At 65.3% G+C, this 19,765-nt stretch carries 18 protein-coding genes and 1 pseudogene; 8 read left to right on the forward strand and 11 right to left on the reverse strand.

What is annotated here, in order from left to right; genetic code table 11:
• The first annotated feature begins 12 nt into the window (after positions 1–12).
• The 3 genes from KDC96_RS00755 to KDC96_RS00765 all read left to right on the forward strand — a co-directional run bounded on the left by KDC96_RS00755 (position 13) and on the right by KDC96_RS00765 (position 2,010).
• Positions 13–417 carry a cytochrome c family protein gene (locus KDC96_RS00755; protein WP_212449863.1) on the forward strand — a complete coding sequence of 135 codons (405 nt, stop codon included), beginning with the start codon at positions 13–15 and terminating at the stop codon, positions 415–417.
• 113 nt (positions 418–530) lie between these two features.
• On the forward strand, positions 531–1,433 hold the full coding sequence (locus tag KDC96_RS00760) for an XdhC family protein (protein WP_249171859.1): 903 nt from the start codon (positions 531–533) through the stop codon (positions 1,431–1,433).
• Positions 1,426–2,010: an NTP transferase domain-containing protein gene (locus tag KDC96_RS00765; RefSeq protein WP_212449864.1), complete on the forward strand. Its 585-nt coding sequence runs from the start codon at positions 1,426–1,428 to the stop codon at positions 2,008–2,010. Before KDC96_RS00760 ends, KDC96_RS00765 begins: the two co-directional genes overlap by 8 nt.
• 15 nt (positions 2,011–2,025) lie before the next feature.
• On the opposite strand, the gene ccoS is transcribed toward KDC96_RS00765, so the two are convergent.
• From ccoS to KDC96_RS00810, 9 genes are all read right to left on the reverse strand, one after another.
• Entirely contained in the window at positions 2,026–2,175 is a 150-nt protein-coding gene (gene ccoS / locus KDC96_RS00770) for a cbb3-type cytochrome oxidase assembly protein CcoS (RefSeq protein ID WP_212449866.1), read from the reverse strand.
• A complete protein-coding gene (locus KDC96_RS00775) occupies positions 2,172–4,295 on the reverse strand; it encodes a heavy metal translocating P-type ATPase (RefSeq protein ID WP_212449868.1) in 2,124 nt (707 codons plus the stop codon). The genes ccoS and KDC96_RS00775 overlap by 4 nt, the downstream gene beginning before the upstream one ends.
• The gene (locus tag KDC96_RS00780; RefSeq protein ID WP_212449870.1) at positions 4,292–4,753 is read right to left on the reverse strand and encodes a FixH family protein; all 462 of its coding nucleotides are present in this window, start codon (positions 4,751–4,753) and stop codon (positions 4,292–4,294) included. Before KDC96_RS00780 ends, KDC96_RS00775 begins: the two co-directional genes overlap by 4 nt.
• Positions 4,753–6,273: a cytochrome c oxidase accessory protein CcoG gene (gene ccoG / locus KDC96_RS00785; protein ID WP_212449872.1), complete on the reverse strand. Its 1,521-nt coding sequence runs from the start codon at positions 6,271–6,273 to the stop codon at positions 4,753–4,755. Before ccoG ends, KDC96_RS00780 begins: the two co-directional genes overlap by 1 nt.
• Positions 6,260–7,234, reverse strand: a complete 975-nt coding sequence (ccoP, locus tag KDC96_RS00790) for a cytochrome-c oxidase, cbb3-type subunit III (protein WP_212449873.1) — start codon at positions 7,232–7,234, stop codon at positions 6,260–6,262. The genes ccoG and ccoP overlap by 14 nt, the downstream gene beginning before the upstream one ends.
• On the reverse strand, positions 7,227–7,388 hold the full coding sequence (locus tag KDC96_RS00795; protein WP_212449874.1) for a cbb3-type cytochrome c oxidase subunit 3: 162 nt from the start codon (positions 7,386–7,388) through the stop codon (positions 7,227–7,229). The genes ccoP and KDC96_RS00795 overlap by 8 nt, the downstream gene beginning before the upstream one ends.
• Positions 7,385–8,146 (reverse strand): cytochrome-c oxidase, cbb3-type subunit II, encoded by a 762-nt coding sequence (gene ccoO, locus KDC96_RS00800; RefSeq protein WP_212449875.1) that lies wholly within the window; start codon positions 8,144–8,146, stop codon positions 7,385–7,387. The genes KDC96_RS00795 and ccoO overlap by 4 nt, the downstream gene beginning before the upstream one ends.
• Before the next feature lie 12 nt (positions 8,147–8,158).
• On the reverse strand, positions 8,159–9,832 hold the full coding sequence (gene ccoN, locus KDC96_RS00805; protein WP_212449876.1) for a cytochrome-c oxidase, cbb3-type subunit I: 1,674 nt from the start codon (positions 9,830–9,832) through the stop codon (positions 8,159–8,161).
• Between the two features lie 66 nt (positions 9,833–9,898).
• Positions 9,899–10,660, reverse strand: a complete 762-nt coding sequence (locus KDC96_RS00810) for a helix-turn-helix domain-containing protein (protein ID WP_212449878.1) — start codon at positions 10,658–10,660, stop codon at positions 9,899–9,901.
• 146 nt (positions 10,661–10,806) lie between these two features.
• On the opposite strand from KDC96_RS00810, the gene KDC96_RS00815 reads away from it, so the two are divergent.
• Entirely contained in the window at positions 10,807–11,481 is a 675-nt protein-coding gene (locus KDC96_RS00815) for an OmpW family protein (RefSeq protein WP_212449880.1), read from the forward strand.
• 119 nt (positions 11,482–11,600) lie between these two features.
• The gene (gene acs / locus KDC96_RS00820; RefSeq protein ID WP_212449882.1) at positions 11,601–13,526 is read left to right on the forward strand and encodes an acetate--CoA ligase; all 1,926 of its coding nucleotides are present in this window, start codon (positions 11,601–11,603) and stop codon (positions 13,524–13,526) included.
• A 4-nt stretch (positions 13,527–13,530) separates the two neighbouring features.
• On the opposite strand, the pseudogene KDC96_RS00825 reads toward acs, so the two are convergent.
• Both KDC96_RS00825 and KDC96_RS00830 read right to left on the reverse strand, forming a co-directional pair.
• A pseudogene (locus tag KDC96_RS00825) lies at positions 13,531–15,305 on the reverse strand (sodium:solute symporter family protein).
• Positions 15,306–15,310: 5 nt separating this feature from the next.
• Positions 15,311–15,631 carry a DUF4212 domain-containing protein gene (locus KDC96_RS00830; protein ID WP_249171862.1) on the reverse strand — a complete coding sequence of 107 codons (321 nt, stop codon included), beginning with the start codon at positions 15,629–15,631 and terminating at the stop codon, positions 15,311–15,313.
• 197 nt (positions 15,632–15,828) lie between these two features.
• Here KDC96_RS00830 and KDC96_RS00835 point away from each other — a divergent pair, with 197 nt between their 5' ends.
• Genes KDC96_RS00835 through KDC96_RS00845 form a run of 3 tightly spaced genes read left to right on the forward strand, consistent with a single transcriptional unit; the run spans position 15,829 to position 19,756 of the window.
• Positions 15,829–16,473: a bifunctional 4-hydroxy-2-oxoglutarate aldolase/2-dehydro-3-deoxy-phosphogluconate aldolase gene (locus KDC96_RS00835; protein WP_212449885.1), complete on the forward strand. Its 645-nt coding sequence runs from the start codon at positions 15,829–15,831 to the stop codon at positions 16,471–16,473.
• Entirely contained in the window at positions 16,470–17,573 is a 1,104-nt protein-coding gene (locus KDC96_RS00840; protein WP_212449886.1) for an FAD-dependent oxidoreductase, read from the forward strand. The genes KDC96_RS00835 and KDC96_RS00840 overlap by 4 nt, the downstream gene beginning before the upstream one ends.
• Before the next feature lie 44 nt (positions 17,574–17,617).
• Positions 17,618–19,756 carry an FAD-dependent oxidoreductase gene (locus tag KDC96_RS00845; protein WP_212449888.1) on the forward strand — a complete coding sequence of 713 codons (2,139 nt, stop codon included), beginning with the start codon at positions 17,618–17,620 and terminating at the stop codon, positions 19,754–19,756.
• Positions 19,757–19,765: the final 9 nt, after the last annotated feature.

Raw genomic sequence — 19,765 nt, forward strand, 5'->3', positions numbered from 1 at the left:
GGGGAAATACCGATGCGCAAACAGGCGATTCTCGCTGCCAGCCTGCTGACCTTGCTCGCGGCCTGCGGTGGTTCGGAAGAGCAGCCACCGGTCGAACAGATCGTCGTGCGCGAGCCGGGGACGCCGGTCGATAGCCCCGCTGTCGCCAGCGAGGGCGGCGAGGTCGATCTGGTCGCGGCGGGCGAAGCGGCCTTTGCAGTCTGCTCCGGCTGCCACGTCGCCGAAGCGGGTGAACCGTCGATGGCCGGTCCCAACCTCTACGGCGTGTTCGGTCGCAAGGCCGGGGCGCTCGACGACTTCGCCTATTCGGATGCGCTGGCGAGCTCGGATATCGTCTGGGACAATGCCACGCTCGACCGCTTCCTCGCCAATCCTTCCGGCTATGCCCCGGCACCAGCATGGTCGCGGGCGGAGTAAGCGACGGCGAGACCCGCGCGGCGGTGGTCGCGTATCTGCGTAGTCTTTCCGAGTCCGAGTAAGCGCAAAAGGTGGATCTTCACCGCGTATTGCTGTTTCTAAACGAGTGCCGCTTGCGCGGCGAGCGCAGCGTGATGGTGACTGTCGGCGCGGTCGAGGGTTCCTCGATGCGCAATCCCGGCACGATCATGGGCGTCGCCGAGGATGGCAGCTTTGCCGGCTCGCTCTCGGGCGGATGCATCGAGCAAGCGGTTGTATCCGAAGCGCTCGACGTCTTGAAAGAAGGAAGTCCGCGCGTCACGCGGTTCGGGGCAGGGTCGCCCTATGTCGATATCAAGCTGCCCTGCGGCGGAGGTCTCGACCTGCATTTCCAGCCGCTTGGCGCGGATGAAGTTGCGACCGCGTGCCTGAGCACCATTCGCGGGCGCACGCCGTTCTCGATCCGGCTCGATCAGGACGGTGCGCACCACGTTCCCGAATGGCGCGCGAGCGAGTTCGATGCTTCCAACGGGGCGGGGGTGTTCGGACACTGGCCCGCGCCCAGGGTTCAGATCGTCGGCCATGGAGCGGCCGTTCCTGCGCTAACCGAAATGGCGCGCTCGATGGGCTGCTGGGCGAGCGCGCTGACTCCGGACGAACAGCTCATCAGGTCGATGAAAGAGCAAGGTCTGGCCGCTGACCTGGTCAAGCGAACCACCCAGACCGACCTGTTAGAAAGCGACCCGTGGACCGCGATCGTGTTCCTGTTTCACGATCACGACTGGGAGATCGATCTGATGGCGCGCGCGTTCGAACTGCCGCATTTCTACCTCGGCGCGATGGGCGGGCGGAAGGCGCATGCGATGCGGTGCGAGGCGCTCAAGGCGAAGGGCATATCGAAGGAGCAGTTGGCCACCGTTCGCGCGCCGATCGGCGTGTTCCATTCCTCGCGCGATCCGCAGACGCTGGCGCTGTCGACGCTTGCGGAGATCATCCGGACCTACCAGGACACCGATTTCGAGGCGGCGCTTGGCTGAGGCTATGCGCCTGATGGTGGCGGTGCTCGCCGCCGGGGCGTCGCGGCGGTTCGGCGACGCTGACAAGCTCTGCGCTATCGTTCGCGACAAGCCGCTTGCACTGCATGTCAGCGATATGTTGTCGCGATTGGATGCCGACCATCACGTGGTGATCGCCGCCGACGAAAACCATCCTTGCGCCAAGGGCTGGCAGTCGGCTGGGTTCTCGGTGGTCCGCAATCCCAATGCCGATGAAGGGATGGGAACCTCGGTCGCGGTAGCGGCGAGGCTTGCACGCCGGACACAGGCCGACATTCTGCTCATCGCGCTCGCCGACATGCCGCTGGTTCCGCTGGCCCACTACGCCGCGCTGGTCGATGCTGGGCAGGAGATGGGCGCTTCCGCCATCGTTGCATCGTCGGATGGCGCATCGCGCATGCCTCCAGCGGTGTTCGGAAGCGCCCATTTCGATGCACTGGCGGAGCTTGGCGGCGATCAGGGTGCGCGAGATTTGCTCCAGCAAGGCGAGCCGATCGCCTGCCCGCCCGAATGGCTCACCGATATCGACACTCCGGAGGCGTTGGCGGCGCTGGGCTAGCACTTGAAACGAAGACTAGTCCTTTTCCTCCTCGTCGATCAGGATGCGGTTGGCGGCGCCGTCCATGTCCTCGTACTGGCCGCTCTTCATCGCCCAGAAGAACGTCGCGAGGCCGAGCGCGCCCATGCCGAGCGCAATCGGGATGAGGAAAGCGAGACCGGTCATCGAGTGGATCTCGCGAGCCGCAGCGAGTTCGCGACAACCAAGATCGAACTCACCGACATCGCGATCGCGGCGATCAGCGGCGTAACGTAGCCGAACAGTGCCAGAGGGACTGCGAGCACATTGTAGCCGACCGCAAAGGCGAAGTTCTGCCGCACAATCCGCATCGTCCGCCGCGCGACCCGGATCGCTAGCGCGACCGGCATCAGCTTTTCGCCGATGAACACCGCATCGGCGGCCTGCTGGCTGGCATCGGACGCGGTGCCCGGGGCTATCGAAGCGTGCGCGGCGGCGAGCGCGGGGCCATCGTTGAGGCCGTCGCCGACCATCAGCGGACGTTTGCCACCCTCGCGCAGTTTTATCAGTTCCGCCAGCTTGTCCTGCGGTTTGGCCGCCGATTGCGCTGGAATACCGAGCTTGCGCGCCACGGCATCGACGGCTTCGGCGCGGTCGCCCGACAGGATGCTGGCCGCGATCCCGGCATCGGCCAGAGCCTCGATCGCATCCGACGCATCGCTGCGGAGCGGATCGGTGAACAGCAAGGTATGGCTGTCCTTGCCGATGCGCAGCCGGGTCGCCAGTTTCGCCGATGTTGCTTCGGGCCGGTCCAGCGCCACGTCGAGTCCGTGCCAGCGCCCGGTGAGGCCCTTGCCGCTGACTTCCTCGACCTGCTCCACATGCGCTGGCTCGACGCCCTCGGCGCGCAGCGCGGCGCTCAGCCCCTTGCTCAGCGGGTGGCGGCTGTTCTGCGCCAGGCCGAGTGCGACCGACCGTGTTTCCGCATCGAGCGCGGCGAGGTCCGGGCGCGGCTCGCCCAGCGTCAGCGTGCCGGTCTTGTCGAATAGCGCGATGTCGCATTCGGCGAGCCGTTCGAGCGCGCTGCCGTCCTTGACCAGCAAGCCGCGCTTCAGCAACGCTCCGGAGGCGACCACCTGCGCGGCGGGCACGGCGAGGCCGAGCGCGCAGGGGCAGGTGATGATCAGCACCGCGATCGCGATGACGAGCGACTGGTGCCAGCCCGCGCCAGCGATCATCCAGCCGACGAAAGCGAGCGCCGCCAGCGTATGGACCGCCGGGGCATAGAGACGGCTCGCGCGGTCGGCGATACGGACATAGGTGCTGCGCGATTGCCCTGCCTCGTCCATCAGGCGCGCAATTTCGTCGATCGCGGTGTCGCCCGCCACCCGGGTCAGCCGCACGCGGATCGGCGCGGCGAGATTGATGGCCCCGGCATGGACTGCGCTGCCGACGCCGACGGGTTCGGGTGTGCTCTCCCCGGTCAACATCGCATTGTCGAGCGCGCTGGCGCCTTCTTCGATCGTTCCATCCGCGGCGAGCGCTTCGCCTGCCGCGACCAGCACCAGCATGCCGGGTTCGAGCTGGTCGGCGGGCAGGCGCTCAGTCGATCCGTCAGCTCCGATCACGCTCGCGCTCTTGCCCATCCGTCCGAGCAATGCGCCGATTCCGGCGCGGGTGCGGGTGCGCATCTCCGCATCAAGCGCGCGCCCGATCAGCAGGAAGAACAGCAGCATCACCGCGCTTTCGAAATAGGCATGCCCGCCACCTGCCACGGTTTCGTAGATGCTGAGCCCGGTCGCGAGCAGCACTCCGATCGAGATCGGCACGTCCATATTGGTGCGGCGGAACCTGAGCGCCATCCACGCCGAAGCGAAGAACGGGCGGCCCGAATAGGCGATCACGGGAATCGCGATCAGGCCCGACAGCCAGTGGAACAGCTCGCGTGTCGCCCCCTCTGCGCCTGCCCAGATGCTGACCGAGAGCAGCATGATGTTCATCATGCCGAAGCCCGCCACGGCGACCGCGCGGGTCAGAAGCTTGCGTTCGCGCTCGTCGCTGCCGAGCGGGTTGTCGGCGATCGCCTGCGCTTCGTAGCCGATTTGCCGCAGCGCTTCGCCGAGCGCCGCCTCATCGAGCGTCGGATCGTGTTCGATCGCGACCCGCTTGGCGGAGAAATTCACCCGCGCGGCGGTGATACCTTCGACCTTGGGAAGCTCGCGCTCGATTGTGGCGATGCACCCCGCGCAGCGCAGCCCCGGCACCGTGAAACGGGTGCTTATGACCTGGCCTGCGGGCGTGTCCTCAAGGGCGAAGGGGGCGTTCACCGCAGGTCGCTTTCCGCGCTCCAGCTGTCACCGCCCGCCGCGATCGCCAGGCGCATGGTCCAGCGTCCGGCGCTCACGGCCTCGGTCGAGCGGTATGTGCCATCGGCCAGCGGCGCGAAGGTCAGGTCGGCATATTCGCGCTCGCCCAGCGGACGGCGGAGTTCGGCGGTCACCGTCGCGCCGGTCGGCACGCCTTCGGGGCGCACCACGACATGGCCTGCCGCGTCGCGCTCGGCGTCTGCCTGCCAACCGAGCGCGCGCTCGGCTTCGGCTTCGGCCAGCCAGGTGTTGAACTTCTGGCTCGCGACGTAGGAGTTCTCGACCACGATCCCGTGGAAGCCACCGACCGCGAGGCTCGCCATGGTGAAGTTCACCACGGCGACGATGCCGAACCCGACTACCATGACGCCAAGCATGTGCTTGCCGGTGAAGGTGCCCTTGGCTTGTTTGCTGGCCATCATAGATCTCCCGGGCCGGTAAAGGTGACGGAGGCAACGTCCTGCTCGCGTTGCTCGTCGAGCGAGGTGAGGCGGAAGTCGAATGCGCTGGCGCTCTCGCCGCTCGGCACAGTGACATAGGCGCGGACCACGCGGGTCTCATTTGCGGGAACGTCGATGACCTGGCTCGGCGCGGCCTGTTCGCGGTTGATCGCATCGGTCCACATCAGCGCCCCGGCAGGCAGACCTTCGAGCGCAAGCTCCATTTCGCGCGGGCGCGCTTCCATGTTGCGCAGCCGCAACGTGTAGGCGTTGCGCACCGCGCCGTCCTTCATCAGCAGATAGGGCGGGTTGCGGTCCGGCGAAACGGTGAGATCGGTGTGGGTACGAGTGCCGAGCGCGAACAGCATCGCCAGCCCGATCGCGCCCCAGATGCCGAAATAGATCGCCAGCCGCGGGCGCATCAGCGCCTTCCATGCCGGTTCGGTTGCGCCACCTGCCGCTTCGCGATCGCACTGGTCCAGCGTCGCGTAGTCGATCAGCCCGCGCGGGCGGCCGATATCCTTCATCACCCGGTCGCAGGCATCGATGCACAGCGCGCAGGTGATGCAGCCGATTTGCTGCCCTTCGCGAATGTCGATCCCGGTCGGGCACACGGCGACGCATTCGCGGCAGTCGATGCAGTCGCCGAACTTGTCGGGGGCCTTCTGGGCTTTCTTGAGGCTCCCGCGCGGTTCGCCGCGCCAGTCCTTGTAGGTGACGATCAGCGACTGCTCGTCGAGCATCGCCGCCTGGATGCGCGGCCACGGGCACATGTAGACGCACACCTGCTCGCGCATGAACCCGCCGAGCCAGAAGGTGGTGAAGGTGAGGATGCCGACGGTCGCGTAGGCGACCAAGGCGGCCTCACCGGTGAAAAAGTCCACGAACAGAGTCGGCGCGTCGGCGAAATAGAGGATCCACGCGCCGCCGGTGACCATGCTGATCAGCAGGTAGACCGCCCATTTCGATTCGCGCCGCGCGATCTTGGAGGCGGTCCACGGCGCCTTGTCGAGCCGCATGCGCGCATTGCGATCCCCGTCGAAGAAGCGATCGACATGCTGGAACAGGTCGGTCCAGACGGTCTGCGGGCAGGCATAGCCGCACCACGCGCGGCCGACGGCGGTGGTGACGAGGAACAGCCCGACGCCCGCCATGATCAGCATGCCGGCGACGAAGTAGAATTCGTGCGGCCAGATCTCGATATCGAACATGTAGAACCGGCGATGCGCGAGATCGACCAGCACCGCCTGATCGGGCGCGTAAGGCCCGCGATCCCAGCGGATCCATGGCGTCACGTAATAGATCGCCAGCGTGACGACCATGATCGCCCACTTGAACCGCCGAAACGGCCCGTCGATCCGCTTGTTGTGGACCGACTTGCGCTTTTCGTAGAGGTCCTGGTGCGATGGCGGGCCGCCCGACCCGCCGCCCTTCCTGGGCACGGCACCGCTCCAGTCGCGTTGGCTTATAGCCGGTTGGGCGGCGTCAGCGTTGACCATCGCTCCGATCCGCAATCGCGACTTCTTCGGGCTGTTGTTCCATGATCGGTGGCGCGTCGCCCGTGGTGTCCGCAGGCGCTTTGGTCGCTTCGCCGCCGCCGCGCGAATGGACATAGGCGGCGAGCATCTTGATCGTCACCGGATCGAGCTTGTCGCTCCAGCCCGGCATCACGCCATGGCGCGGATTGAGGATCTGCGCGCGCACATCGGCCATGTCTCCACCATAGAGCCAGATCGCGTCGTTGAGCGCCGGCGCGCCCTGCACAGGGTCTCCTCCGCCCGCGGGCTGGTGGCAGGCTGCGCAGTTCTGGGCGTAGAGCTCAGCGCCGGTCGCATTAGTCTGAGCCTTGCCGCTCAGCGAAAGGACGTGCTGCGCCAGTGCATCGACCTGTCCCTTGTCGAAAATACCCTCGAACGCGGGCATGTAAGCGAGCCGGGTCTGGTTCGATCCCTCCCAGCGGATGCCGTGGATCAGCGTGTTTTCGATCGCGTTGATGTCGCCGCCCCAGATCCAGTCGTCATCGTTGAGATTGGGATAGCCGTATTGCTCGAACCCGGCCGCGCCCGCGCCGTGGCACTGCACGCAATTGACCTTGAACGCGGCCGCGCCGCCCGCGACCGCGCGCTGCATCAGTGCGGGATTGGCGAGCAGTTCCTCGGTCGACATGCCGGCCAGCTGCGCCCTGAATCCGGCCTGCGCGGCTTCGGCCTTCCGGATGTCCTCCGCCAGGTCGCCGCGGCTCGACCAGCCGAGCGTTCCGGCAGTCGCGCGCTCGACCAGCGGCCAGGCCGGGTAGAGGATGACATAGACCAGGCTCCACGCGATCGTGGCGTAGAACGTCCACAGCCACCAGCGCGGCAGCGGGGTGTTGAGTTCCTCGATCCCGTCCCATTCATGGCCGACGAATTCGGTGCCGGTGGGTTCGTCGATGCGGTTCTCTGGCCGGTCTTTCTCAGACATCGTCGTCTTCCTTGAAAATCGAGTTTTTCGCGTCCTCGACGTGGGATTTGGCGCGCGGCAGGAAGTGCCAGCCGCACAGCAGCAGATAGAGCCCGAAGATCACCACCAGCCCGTAGCTGTCGGCGAAGTGACGGAAGATTTCGTAGAGGCTCATCGCCCGACCTCCTCGGCCAGTTCGGCTTGCGCGGCGGCGCTGTTCACGTCGACCAGTGTGCCGAGCATCTGGAGGTAGGCGACCAGCGCATCCATTTCGGTGACGCGCGAAGGATCGCCGTCGTAATCGCGCCGCTGCGCCTTGGGATAGCGGGCCTCCAGATCGCCCGCGTCGGCCTCCGGATCGGCCTGCGCCGTCAGGTCTGCTGCGGCCTGAGCGATGTCGGCGTCGCTGTAGGGCACGCCGACGCGGCGCAACGCGGTGAGGTTCGCCGCCGGATCGGCGACCTTTAGCGAGGTGTCGGCGAGGAAGCTGTAGGACGGCATGATGCTTTCCGGCACCACACTTTGCGGGTCCTTCAGGTGCTGGACGTGCCATTCGTCCGAATAGCGCCCGCCCACGCGTGCCAGATCCGGCCCGGTCCGTTTCGATCCCCACTGGAACGGATGGTCGAACATGCTCTCCGCCGCCAGCGAGTAGTGGCCGTAACGTTCGACCTCGTCGCGGAACGGACGGATCATCTGGCTGTGGCAGGTGTAGCACCCTTCGCGGATGTAGATGTCGCGGCCCGCCAGCTCGAGCGGGGTGTAGGGCCGCATCCCCTCCACCTGTTCGATCGTATTGTCGATCCAGAACAGCGGCGCGATTTCTACGATCCCGCCGATGGCGACCGCGACGAAGGTCGCTACGCCGAGCAGCGTGACGTTCTTCTCCAGCGTCTTGTGGCTGGCGAAGGTTTCTTTTTCCTGGTTGGTCATCGTCCCTGTTCCTTACTCTGCAGGTTCGGGCTGGGGCTGGGCGCGCGGGGGCAGCGGGTGATCGGCGGAATTGTCGTGCGCCGTATCGCCCAGCGGCGCTTCGTCGCGCAGGCGACCGGCGATGGTCATCCAGACGTTGTAGGTCATGATGATCGCGCCGGTCAGGTACAGCGCCCCGCCGAACGCCCGCATCCAGTACATCGGCTTCAGCGCGACGACCGTGTCGACGAAGCTGTTAACGAGGTAGCCGTCCGAGCCGTATTCGCGCCACATCAGGCCCTGCGTGATCCCGGCGACCCACATGCTCGCGGCGTAGAAAACGATGCCGAGCGTCGCGAGCCAGAAATGCCAGTTGATCATTCGCAGCGAATACAGCCGCTCGCGCTTCCACAGCTTGGGCACGAGGAAATAGACGCAGGCGAAGGTGATCATCCCGTTCCACCCCAGCGCGCCGGAATGGACGTGGCCGATGGTCCAGTCGGTGTAGTGCGACAGGCTGTTGACCGCCTTGATCGACAGCATCGGCCCTTCGAACGTGCTCATCCCGTAGAAGGCGAGCGCGAGCACCATCATGCGGATGATCGGATCGGTGCGGACCTTGTCCCATGCGCCGTTGAGCGTCATCAGCCCGTTGATCATCCCGCCCCAGCTCGGCATCCACAGCATCACGCTGAACACCATGCCGAGCGTCTGCGCCCAGTCGGGCAGGGCGGTGTAGTGCAAGTGGTGCGGACCGGCCCAGATGTAGAGAAAGATCAGCGACCAGAAGTGGATGATCGAGAGGCGGTACGAATAGACCGGTCGGTTCGCCTGCTTCGGCACGAAGTAGTACATCATCGCCAGGAACCCGGCGGTGAGGAAGAACCCAACCGCGTTGTGCCCGTACCACCACTGCGTCAGCGCATCCTGCACCCCGGCAAAGGCGCTGTAGCTTTTCGCGCCCAGCAGGCTGACCGGGATCGCGAGGTTGTTGACCACGTGCAGCATCGCCACGGTCACGATGAAGGCGAGATAGAACCAGTTGGCGACGTAGATGTGCGGCTCGTGCCGGCGCAGGAGCGTGCCGACGAACACCGCGAGATAGGCAAGCCAGACGATCGTCAGCCACAGGTCGACATACCATTCGGGCTCGGCATATTCCTTCGACTGGGTGATGCCGAGCAGGTAGCCGGTCGCGGCCAGCACGATGAACAGCTGGTAGCCCCAGAACACGAACCGCGCGAGCGACGGGAAGGCGAGCGTGGTGCGGCAGGTGCGCTGCACGACGTAGAAACTGGTCGCGAGCAGGGCGTTGCCGCCGAACGCAAAGATCACCGCCGAAGTGTGCAGCGGGCGGACCCGCCCGAAATTGAGATAGGGTTCGATATTGAGCGCGGGAAAGGCGAGTTGAACGGCGATGAAAACCCCGGCGAGCAGGCCGGCGATCCCCCAGAACATCGTCGCGATCACGCCCCAGCGCACCACGTCGTCATCGTAGCGCGATGGATCGGTCGGCATCCTGAAGATGCTCTGCGCCTTTTCCAACGGATCGTAGCGGCCGAGCGTGAACAGGATGACGATCACCGCGACGACCGCGACGATTCCCATGTGGATCGCGAAACCGGTGTCCTGCGCCCCGGCAATTGCCGCAAGGCAAGCGAGGAGGACCACGAGCCAGATGCCGATCCGTCCGAGTACAGCTTCCATGTCAATAATCCCTTCCGTGCCCGCCAAGCGCCTAGCGCGGCCTGATTTTGCGGTATTTGATGCAGATCAATTTTGCGGTGGTTTTTCCCGGATCGGGGTCCGGCCGGCCTCTTCGGCCAGCGCGGCAATGTCGGTCAGGCGGACGTGCGAGCGTCCCTCGGTCTCGATCAGGCCCGCTTCGCGCAGCTCGGTGAACTGGCGGCTGACGGTTTCGATCTTGAGGCCCAGGCTGTCCCCGATGTCGCGGCGGCTCATCGGCAGCGCGAACTCGCATGCTCCGGCGGTACGGCCTTCGAGGCGTTCGGCCATCGAGACGAGAAAGTCCGCGATCCGCTGACGCGCTGATTTGTGGCCGAGCCGCATCATCTTGGTGCGGCTGCGATGCAGCGCCTCGAGCGAGCGGCTCAGGACCGAGCGCAGCACGACCGGATCGTCCTGCGCGATGTCGAGGAATTCGATCGATGGAAACGCCACGAGATCGAGATCGACCAGCGCGACGAGCCTAAAATCGCCATCCGACCGGCGCAGGACCGACACGATTTCGCCCGGGAAATGAAAGGCGAGGATATGGGTGTTGGTGGTCGACGAACAGGCCTGCCCGGCTGACGCGCAAGACGACTTCGCGGCGAGCTTTGCGCATCCTTCGGCGATGAACACCAGCCGGTCCTCCTCCGGATCGGCGCGCAGTTCCTGACCCCGCGCAAGCCCCCGATACCTGCCGATCGCGCACAACCGGTCGGCGGTGTCCGACGGGCCGTTGCCGAACGGCACCGCCGTGCGGAATGCCGCCATGCACGCGATCTCGGGAGAGAGGGTGAGGCTTGCCATGATGGGGCCTGTTGATGGCGCAGCGCTGTCCGGCGGTCTTTGATCCGGATCAATGAAGTCGCGGCGGCATGCAGCCTATCGGGCGCCCCGAAGCAGCAATCTCTCTCGACCGTCAGGCTGGTCGATGTTGCTCGATAGGAGGAATGATGAAGACACTGACCGTGATCGCAAGCGCCGGGATCGCTCTCGCCGCCACGCCCGCCATCGCCCAGGATCGCGCGGGCGATGTGCAGGTGAAGGTGCTTGGCACCGGGGTTCTGCCCGATGGGGAGATCGACCAGACCAATGTCGATCTGGTCGGACTGCCCGCCGGCACCGACACAAAGGCCAACGACAATTTCGTCCCGACGATCGCCGTCGAATACTTCATCAGCGAGAATTTCTCGGTCGAGACGATCGCCGGGACGACTCTGCACGATGTCGATGCGGTATCGGGGCTTCCCGGTGGAACCGAGCTCGTCTCCGATGCGCTCCTGCTTCCGGCGACCGTGACGGCAAAAGTCCATTTCGATGCGGGCGGTATCAGGCCCTATGCGGGGGCCGGGGTGGCCTATTTCGTCTGGCTCGACGTCGACGACGATGCAGCCGGAACGCGCCCGCTTGGCGTTACGAACACGACACTTTCCGATGAGTTCGGGTTCGTGCTGCAGGCGGGCGTTGACATTCCGGTCGGTGACGAGGGTTTCGGGGTCACGCTCGATGCAAAGCGTTATTTCATCGGCACGACCGCGCGGTGGTTTGTCGGCAACACGCTGGTGATCGAGAATGAGCACAATCTCGATCCGTGGGTGCTGAGTGCTGGTGTCGCTTACCGCTTCTGATCCTGATCCAACCCACCGAACGGCCTCGTCAGCAGAGCGCTGGCGGGGCCGTCGCATTTTGACGGTGGCATTGTCGGGTCGCGCTCGGCTAGAGCAGGGACGGAGACAGGAGACCAGCCATGGATCACGCCGTCGCGCGTCCCGCAACCCAGCGCGCAACGCATTGCACCGCCGAGCAATACCGGGAGATGTACGCGCGCTCGGTGCGCGATCCCGACGGCTTCTGGCTGGAACAGGCGCAGCGGCTCGACTGGTTCAGCGCACCGACCAGGGGCGGCGAGTGGTCCTATGACCCTGTCGATATCCGATGGTTCGAGGACGGCACGCTGAACCTGTGCCACAACGCGGTCGATCGGCATCTGGAGACGCGCGGAGACGATACCGCGATCATCTTTGAGCCTGACGATCCCGCCGCGCCCGGGCGCACGCTGACCTATCGCGAGCTTCACGGCGAAGTCGTGCGGATGGCGAACGCACTGAAAGCGCTCGGCGTGACGAAGGGCGAGCGGGTAACGATCTACATGCCCAATATCGTCGAAGGCGTGACCGCGATGCTCGCCTGTGCGCGCTTGGGGGCGATCCATTCGGTGGTGTTCGGCGGGTTTTCGCCCGAAGCGCTGGCAGGCCGCATCACCGATTGCGAAAGCCGCTTCGTCATCACCGCCGACGAAGGGCTGCGCGGGACCAAGAGCGTCCCGCTCAAGGCCAATGTCGATGCCGCGCTCGCACGCGACGGGGTCGCGGTGGACGGGGTGCTGGTGGTCCGGCACACCGGGCGCGACGTGCCGATGGTGAGCGGGCGCGATCGCTGGTTCCACGATCTTGCATCGGATGCCGACTGCCCGTGCGAAGTGATGGCGGCGGAAGACCCGCTGTTCATACTTTACACCTCAGGCTCGACCGGCAAGCCCAAGGGCGTGCTGCACACCACCGGCGGCTACGGCGTCTGGACCGCGACCACGTTCCACTACATCTTCGATTACCAGCCGGGCGAGGTGTACTGGTGCACCGCCGATATCGGCTGGGTCACCGGGCACAGCTACATCGTCTACGGTCCGCTGATGAACGGTGCGACCAGCCTGGTGTTCGAGGGGGTGCCCAATTATCCCGATCACGGCCGGTTCTGGGACGTGGTCGACAGGCACGGCGTCAACATCCTCTACACCGCACCCACCGCGATCCGGGCGCTGATGCGAGAGGGCGACGATTTCGTCACCAGCCGCGATCGGTCTTCGCTGCGGCTGCTCGGCAGCGTGGGCGAACCGATCAATCCCGAAGCATGGCGCTGGTATTTCGATGTCGTGGGCGAAGGGCGCTGCCCGATCATCGACACCTGGTGGCAGACCGAAACCGGCGGCTGCATGATCACGACGCTGCCCGGCGCGCACGACATGAAACCCGGCAGCGCGGGGCTGCCGATGTTCGGTGTGCAGCCGCAGCTGGTCGATAACGAGGGCGCGGTGCTCGATGGCGCGACCGACGGGAACCTGTGCATCACGCACAGCTGGCCTGGGCAGGCGCGCAGCGTCTACGGCGATCACGAGCGGTTCGTGCAGACCTATTTCCGCACCTACAAGGGCAAATACTTCACCGGCGATGGGTGCAAGCGCGATGCGGACGGGTATTACTGGATCACCGGGCGCGTGGATGATGTCATCAACGTCTCGGGCCACCGGATGGGCACCGCCGAGGTCGAAAGCGCGCTGGTGCTGCACGATAAGGTCGCCGAGGCGGCGGTCGTGGGATATCCGCACGAGATCAAGGGGCAGGGCATCTATTGCTACGTCACGCTGAACGCCGATGCCGAGGCGTCAGACGAACTGGTCGCCGAACTGCGTGCGCATGTGCGCAAGGAAATCGGCCCGATCGCAACGCCCGATCACATCCACCTCACGCCTGCGCTGCCCAAGACCCGTTCCGGCAAGATCATGCGCCGGATCCTGCGCAAGATTGCCGAGAACGATTTCGGTGCGCTGGGGGACACCTCGACGCTAGCCGATCCGGGCGTGGTCGAAAGCCTGATCGAAGGGCGTCAGAATCGCTAGCGGCTCAGTGCTCGTACGCTTCTCGGGCTCCGCGCGGAACGCGGATCGAGTCGACCAGCTTGCGAATTTCGGGCGGTGTCCCGGCGGTGACGCTGGCGACCGCGATCGCGATCGCGAAATTGATCGCCATCCCAACCACCCCGATCCCTTCGGGCGAGATGCCCATCAGCCAGTTGTCAGCCGAATTCGCTGCCGGATTCATCAGCTTGAAGTAGAGGATGTATCCGAACGTGAAGGCAAGGCCCGAAACCATGCCAGCAATCGCGCCTTCGCGGTTCATGTCCTTGAAGAAAATGCCCATGAAGATCGCCGGAAACAGGCTCGCCGCCGCCAGTCCGAAGGCGAACGCGACCACCTGCGCCACCCATCCGGGCGGATAGATGCCGAGATAGCCCGCGACCACGATCGCGGCCGTGGCGGCGAGGCGCGCCGCGAGCAGTTCGCGTTTTTCGGTGATGTTCGGTGCAAAGGTCCGCTTGAGCAGATCGTGGCTGACTGAGCTCGAAATCACGAGCAGCAATCCCGCAGCGGTGGACAGCGCGGCGGCGAGGCCCCCCGCCGCGACCAGCGCAATCACCCAGCCCGGCAGGTTGCCGATCTCGGGGTTGGCCAGCACCATGATGTCGCGATCGACATAAACCTCGTTGGCGCTTTCGGCATTGGGTGCATTGGCCACCAGCCGCTCGCCCGAGGCACCGGTCGCGCCGGTGAATTCGGGCGCACCGTCGAACGGATCGCCCGCCCGGTACTGCATCACCCCGTCGCCGTTCTTGTCCTGGTAGGCGATCAGGCCATTGGCCTCCCAGTTCCCGAACCAGCCGGGCGCCTGCGAATAGCTGGTCTCGTCCACGCTATCGATGAAGTTGATCCGGGCGAACGCGCCCACCGCCGGAGCCGTGGTGTAGAGCAGCGCGATGAACACCAGCGCCCACCCCGCCGAGAGTCTCGCATCCGAAGCCTTGGGCACGGTGAAGAACCGCACGATCACGTGCGGCAGGCCTGCGGTGCCGACCATCAGCGCCAGCGTGATGCAGAACACGTCGATCATGCTCTTCGAGCCGTCGGTGTACTGCCCGAACCCGAGGTCCAGCAGGACGAGATTCAGCTTCTCCAGCACGTACAGCCCCGATCCGTCCGCAACTTCCGAACCGAGCCCGACTTGCGGGATCGGGTTGCCGGTGATCATGAAGCTGAGGAAGAAGGCCGGGACCATATAGGCGAAGATCAGCACGCAATATTGCGCGACCTGGGTGTAGGTGATCCCCTTCATCCCCCGAGCACGGCGTATACGAAGACGATCCCCATCCCGATGATCACTCCCAGCGTGATTTCGACATCGAGGAAGCGCGAGAACACGATCCCGACCCCGCGCATCTGCCCGGCGATGTAGGTGAAGCTGATGAAGATCAGGCAGATCACCGCGACCACCCGCGCGGTCCTGGAATAGTACCGCGTTCCGATGAAATCGGGCACGGTGTATTCGCCGAACTTGCGCAGATACGGCGCGAGCAGCAGCGCGAGCAGCACATAGCCGCCGGTCCAGCCCATCAGGTACACCGAGCCATCGTAGCCGGCGAACGCGATGATCCCCGCCATCGAGATGAAGCTGGCGGCGCTCATCCAGTCGGCGGCGGTGGCCATGCCGTTCACCACCGGATTCACTCCGCCGCCGGCAACGTAGAAATCCCGCGTCGATCCCGCGCGGCTCCACAGCGCGATGGCGATATACAGCGCGATACTGCCGCCCACGAACAGGTAGATCAGGGTCTGCGTGTCCATGCGCGTCAGTCGTCGAGATCGAACTTGCGCTCGATCTGCCGCATCCGGACGACGTAGACGAAGATCAGCACGATAAAGACGTAGATCGAGCCCTGCTGGGCGAACCAGAACCCGAGCGGGTAGCCGCCGAGCATGAACCGGTCGAGGAAGTCGCGCAGCAGGATTCCGGCTCCGAACGAGCAGGCGAACCAGATCGCCAGCAGCGACAGCAGCAGCCGGATATTCGCGCGCCAGTAGGCGTTTTCCCGCTCGCTGGTATCGTTGGACCCGGGCGACATCTCTTCGCCCCTCTCTGCGCTGGTGCCCGGTTCTGCTTCGTTGCTCATGCCCGCTCCCGTTGGCTTGCGATCGACCATAGCAGTGGTTTCGGGGCTTGCATCCCATTGTTGCGCAATGCGTGGGGAGCCCGATACCGGAGACCGGCTGCGGCCGCGCGGGCTCTCGCGATCGAAATTTGGGCTGGCCAATCGCGTGTCGCAATTCCAAGAGAGTGCGAGCTTTCGCTGTCCGGAAAGGAACCTTCATGTCCACGCTTGCCGATACACTGCAATCCGCCCCCGTCGTGCCGCTCGTGAACGAGAGCGATCCCGGCAAGGCGCTGGCGACTGCGGAGGCGCTGAAGGCCGGAGGGCTCGGCGTGATCGAGGTGGTGCTGCGCAGCGACGGCGCGCTCGAAGGGATGAAGAGGATGCTGGCCGAAGGCGAAGGCATGATCGTCGGCGCGGGTACCGTGCTGACGCTCGATATGGCGAAAGAGGTGCACCAGGCGGGCGCCGAATTCATCGTCTGCCCCGGCCTGGTCGATGACATCGCGCATTACTGCATCGACCAGAAAATCCCGTTTTATCCCGGTACCATGACCGCCGGCGAGGTGCAGCGCGCCTATGCGCTCGGCCTGCGCGAAGTGAAGTTCTTCCCCGCGAGCCTTGCGGGCGGGGTGCCGATGCTCAAGGCGTTCGCGTCGGTTTTCCGCGAAATGCGGTTCATGCCGACTGGCGGCGTGTCGGCGGGCAATCTCGCCGAATTCCTGGCGGTCGAGCAGGTGCTGGCGTGCGGCGGCAGCTGGCTGACGCCCAAGGACGCGGTCGGATCGGGCGATTTCGCCGCGGTGACGCGCCTAGCCGAAGAAGCGGTCGCGATCGCACGGGCCGCCCGCGGGAGCGCGTGAACGACGCGCGCCTGCTGCTGATCGGCGGAGGGCATGCGCATGTCGCGGTCCTCGCCGACTGGGTCCGAAGCGGCCTGCCTGCCCGCCGGGCGACATTGCTGACCCCGCATCCGACGCTGAGATATTCGGGCATGGTTCCCGGCTGGATCAGTGGGCAATACGGGCGCGACGAGGGGCTGGTCGATCTCGCCGGACTTGCGCGCCAAGCGGGCGTCGAACTGGTGCTCGACCGGTGCGCTCGCATCGCCCCCGATAGGCGAATGGCCTTCACCGAAAATGGGCAGGAAATCGCATTCGATATCGCCTCGATCGACAGTGGCGGGGTGGGCCGCGCCCGGGCTGTCCTCGGCGAGGATCCGAGGGTGCTCGATATCCGTCCGATCGCCGAATTCGTGCGAAGATTGCATGCGCAGTCCCGGTCCGACCGGATCGCGATCGTCGGAGGCGGCGCGGGCGGGGTCGAAATCGCCTTTGCCCTGCGCAATGCGAGCGCCATCGCGCCGCGACCCGAAGTGCTGCTGGTCGCGGGAAACGACGGGCTGCTGCCCGGTTTCTCGCGCTCGGTCCGACGCCGGGTGCGCGCCGAACTCGCGGCGCAAGCCATCGGGCTGATCGAGGTCGATGCCCGGATCGATGACGGCACGCTGATCGCCGGGGACGCCGCGCTCGAGCCGGTGGACCTGATCGTCGCCGCGCTCGGAAGCGCTGCGCCCGAATGGCCGCGCGCAAGCGGGATGGCCTGCGACACAGACGGCTTCATCGCGGTCGATCGGCACCAACGCTCGATCTTGCATCCGCATATTTTCGCGGTCGGCGATGTCGCCTCCAGACAAGACCGAGACGTCCCGCATTCGGGGGTGCACGCGGTTCGCGCAGGTCCGGTGCTGGCGGCCAACTTGCGGGCGGCGGCGAATGGACTACCGCCGGGCAAGTCCTACCGCCCCCGCCCTGCCAGCCTCTATCTGCTGTCGACCGGCAACGGCTCCGCCATCGCCAGTTACGGCCCCGTGTCCGCGCAGGGGCGCTGGGTCGCACGGCTCAAGAGCCGGATAGACACCAGCTGGATCGACACTTACGCGCATATCTCAAGCCACTCGTAACCAATCGCCGTCACGGCGCGAACCCGGCCATTCAAGGGGCAACCATGAAGAAGATCGCCATCCTCGCCGCGCTGGCCGCCATCGTTGCGGCCTATTTCTACTTCGATCTCGGAGCGTATCTCTCGCTCGAGGGGATCAAGCAGATCGCGGCCGATATCGACACGTTCTATCGCGAAAATCCGGCGCTGGTGCTGGGTGCATTCTTCCTGATCTATGTCGCGGTGACCGCCGCCTCGCTGCCCGGTGCGGCGATCATGACGCTGGCGGCGGGCGCGCTGTTCGGGCTGGTGACGGGCACGATCCTCGTCTCCTTCGCTTCGACCATCGGTGCGACGCTCGCCTTCCTCGCCTCGCGCTACGTCCTGCGCGACAGCGTCGAAAGCCGGTTCGGCGAGCGGTTGAAGGCGATCAATCAGGGGCTGGAGCGCGACGGCGCTTTCTACCTCTTCAGCCTGCGGATGATCCCGATCTTCCCGTTCTTCGTGATCAACCTCGTCATGGGACTCACGCGGATCAGGACCTGGACCTTCGCCTGGGTGAGCCAGATCGGGATGCTGCTCGGCACGATCGCCTATGTGAATGCGGGCACGCAGCTGGCGCAGATCGAAAGCACCTCCGGCCTGCTCTCCCCAATGCTGATCGGATCGTTCGTGTTCCTCGCCTTCGTGCCGTGGATCGCCAAGGGGATCATCGGCGTGATGAAGCGGCGCAAGGTTTACAAAGGCTTCAGCAAGCCGAAGAGCTTCGACCGGAATCTCATTGTAATCGGGGCAGGTTCTGCTGGCCTCGTCTCGGCCTATATCGCCGCGCAGGTGAAGGCCAAGGTGACGCTGGTCGAAGCCAACGAGATGGGCGGCGACTGCCTCAACACCGGATGCGTGCCGTCGAAGGCGCTGATCAAGAGCGCCAAGGTCGCCGCAACCATGCGGCATGCCGACAAGTATGGCCTCAAACCCGTTGAACCCGACGTGCCGTTCCGCGACACGATCGCGCGGGTGATGGACACGATCAAGGCGATCGAGCCTCACGACAGCGTCGAGCGCTACACCGGGCTCGGGGTCGATGTGGTCAAGGGCTACGCGAAGTTTCTCGACCCGTGGACGGTCGAGATCGCCCTCAATGACGGCGGGACGCAGAAGCTCACCGCGCGCAGCATCATCATCGCCAGCGGGGCGGAGCCAATGGTCCCGCCGATCGAGGGGATCGAGGGCAGCGACTACCTCACCAGCGAGACGATGTGGGTCGCCTTTGCGCAGATGGATGCGGCGCCCGAACGCGTCGCGGTGCTGGGCGGTGGACCGATCGGATGCGAGCTTTCACAGGCACTTGCGCGGCTCGGCTCGAAGGTGACTCAGGTCGAGATGGAAGACCGCGTGCTCGGCCGCGAGGACGAGGACGTTTCGGCACTGGCCAAATCGGTGCTCGAAGACGCCGGGGTCGACGTGCTTACCGGGCACAAGGCGGTGACGGTCGAGGGCGGCACCCTCTTCGCCGAGTACGAAGGCGGCACGCGCGAAATCGGCTTCGACACGCTGATCGTCGCGGTCGGGCGCAAGGCGCGGCTGACCGGTTTCGGGCTGGAGGAACTTGGCGTCGACACCAACCGGACCGTCACGACCGACGAGTTCCTCGCGACCAAGTTCCCCAACATCTTCGCTGCGGGCGACGTCGCCGGGCCGTACCAGTTCACCCACGTGGCGAGCCACCAGGCCTGGTACGCCAGCGTCAACGCGCTGTTCGGCCAGTTCCGCAAGTTCAAGGCCGATTACCGCGTGATCCCGGCCGTAACCTTCCTCGATCCCGAATTCGCCCGCGTCGGCCTCAACGAAACCGAGGCAAAGGAGCAGGGCACCGACTACGAGGTTACCACCTACGAGCTCGACGATCTCGACCGCGCGATCGCCGAGAGCGAGACCAGGGGCTTCGTCAAAGTGCTGACCCCGCCGGGCAAGGACAAAGTTCTGGGCGCGACCATCGTCGGTGCCCATGCGGGCGAGCTGCTGGCCGAATATGTGCTGGCGATGAAGCACAATATCGGCCTCAACAAGATCCTCGGCACGATCCATTCCTACCCGACCATGGCCGAAGCCAACAAGTTCGCCGCGGGCAACTGGAAGAAGGCCAACAAGCCCGAAGCCGTGCTCAAATGGGTCGAGAAATATTTCAACTGGCGACGCGGATAACCCGTCGCG

It is taken from the genome of Erythrobacter sp. JK5 (assembly GCF_018205975.1).
Classification (GTDB): domain Bacteria; phylum Pseudomonadota; class Alphaproteobacteria; order Sphingomonadales; family Sphingomonadaceae; genus Erythrobacter.

What these genes read in the sequence shown, in the direction of transcription:
- KDC96_RS00755 (WP_212449863.1), top strand. Translation starts at nt 13, where the DNA reads ATGCGCAAACAGGCGATTCTCGCTGCCAGCCTGCTGACCTTGCTCGCG.
- ccoS (WP_212449866.1), bottom strand. Translation starts at nt 2,175, where the DNA reads ATGACCGGTCTCGCTTTCCTCATCCCGATTGCGCTCGGCATGGGCGCG.
- KDC96_RS00780 (WP_212449870.1), bottom strand. Translation starts at nt 4,753, where the DNA reads ATGGCCAGCAAACAAGCCAAGGGCACCTTCACCGGCAAGCACATGCTT.
- ccoG (WP_212449872.1), bottom strand. Translation starts at nt 6,273, where the DNA reads ATGGTCAACGCTGACGCCGCCCAACCGGCTATAAGCCAACGCGACTGG.
- ccoP (WP_212449873.1), bottom strand. Translation starts at nt 7,234, where the DNA reads ATGTCTGAGAAAGACCGGCCAGAGAACCGCATCGACGAACCCACCGGC.
- KDC96_RS00795 (WP_212449874.1), bottom strand. Translation starts at nt 7,388, where the DNA reads ATGAGCCTCTACGAAATCTTCCGTCACTTCGCCGACAGCTACGGGCTG.
- ccoO (WP_212449875.1), bottom strand. Translation starts at nt 8,146, where the DNA reads ATGACCAACCAGGAAAAAGAAACCTTCGCCAGCCACAAGACGCTGGAG.
- ccoN (WP_212449876.1), bottom strand. Translation starts at nt 9,832, where the DNA reads ATGGAAGCTGTACTCGGACGGATCGGCATCTGGCTCGTGGTCCTCCTC.
- KDC96_RS00810 (WP_212449878.1), bottom strand. Translation starts at nt 10,660, where the DNA reads ATGGCAAGCCTCACCCTCTCTCCCGAGATCGCGTGCATGGCGGCATTC.
- KDC96_RS00815 (WP_212449880.1), top strand. Translation starts at nt 10,807, where the DNA reads ATGAAGACACTGACCGTGATCGCAAGCGCCGGGATCGCTCTCGCCGCC.
- acs (WP_212449882.1), top strand. Translation starts at nt 11,601, where the DNA reads ATGGATCACGCCGTCGCGCGTCCCGCAACCCAGCGCGCAACGCATTGC.
- KDC96_RS00830 (WP_249171862.1), bottom strand. Translation starts at nt 15,631, where the DNA reads ATGAGCAACGAAGCAGAACCGGGCACCAGCGCAGAGAGGGGCGAAGAG.
- KDC96_RS00835 (WP_212449885.1), top strand. Translation starts at nt 15,829, where the DNA reads ATGTCCACGCTTGCCGATACACTGCAATCCGCCCCCGTCGTGCCGCTC.
- KDC96_RS00845 (WP_212449888.1), top strand. Translation starts at nt 17,618, where the DNA reads ATGAAGAAGATCGCCATCCTCGCCGCGCTGGCCGCCATCGTTGCGGCC.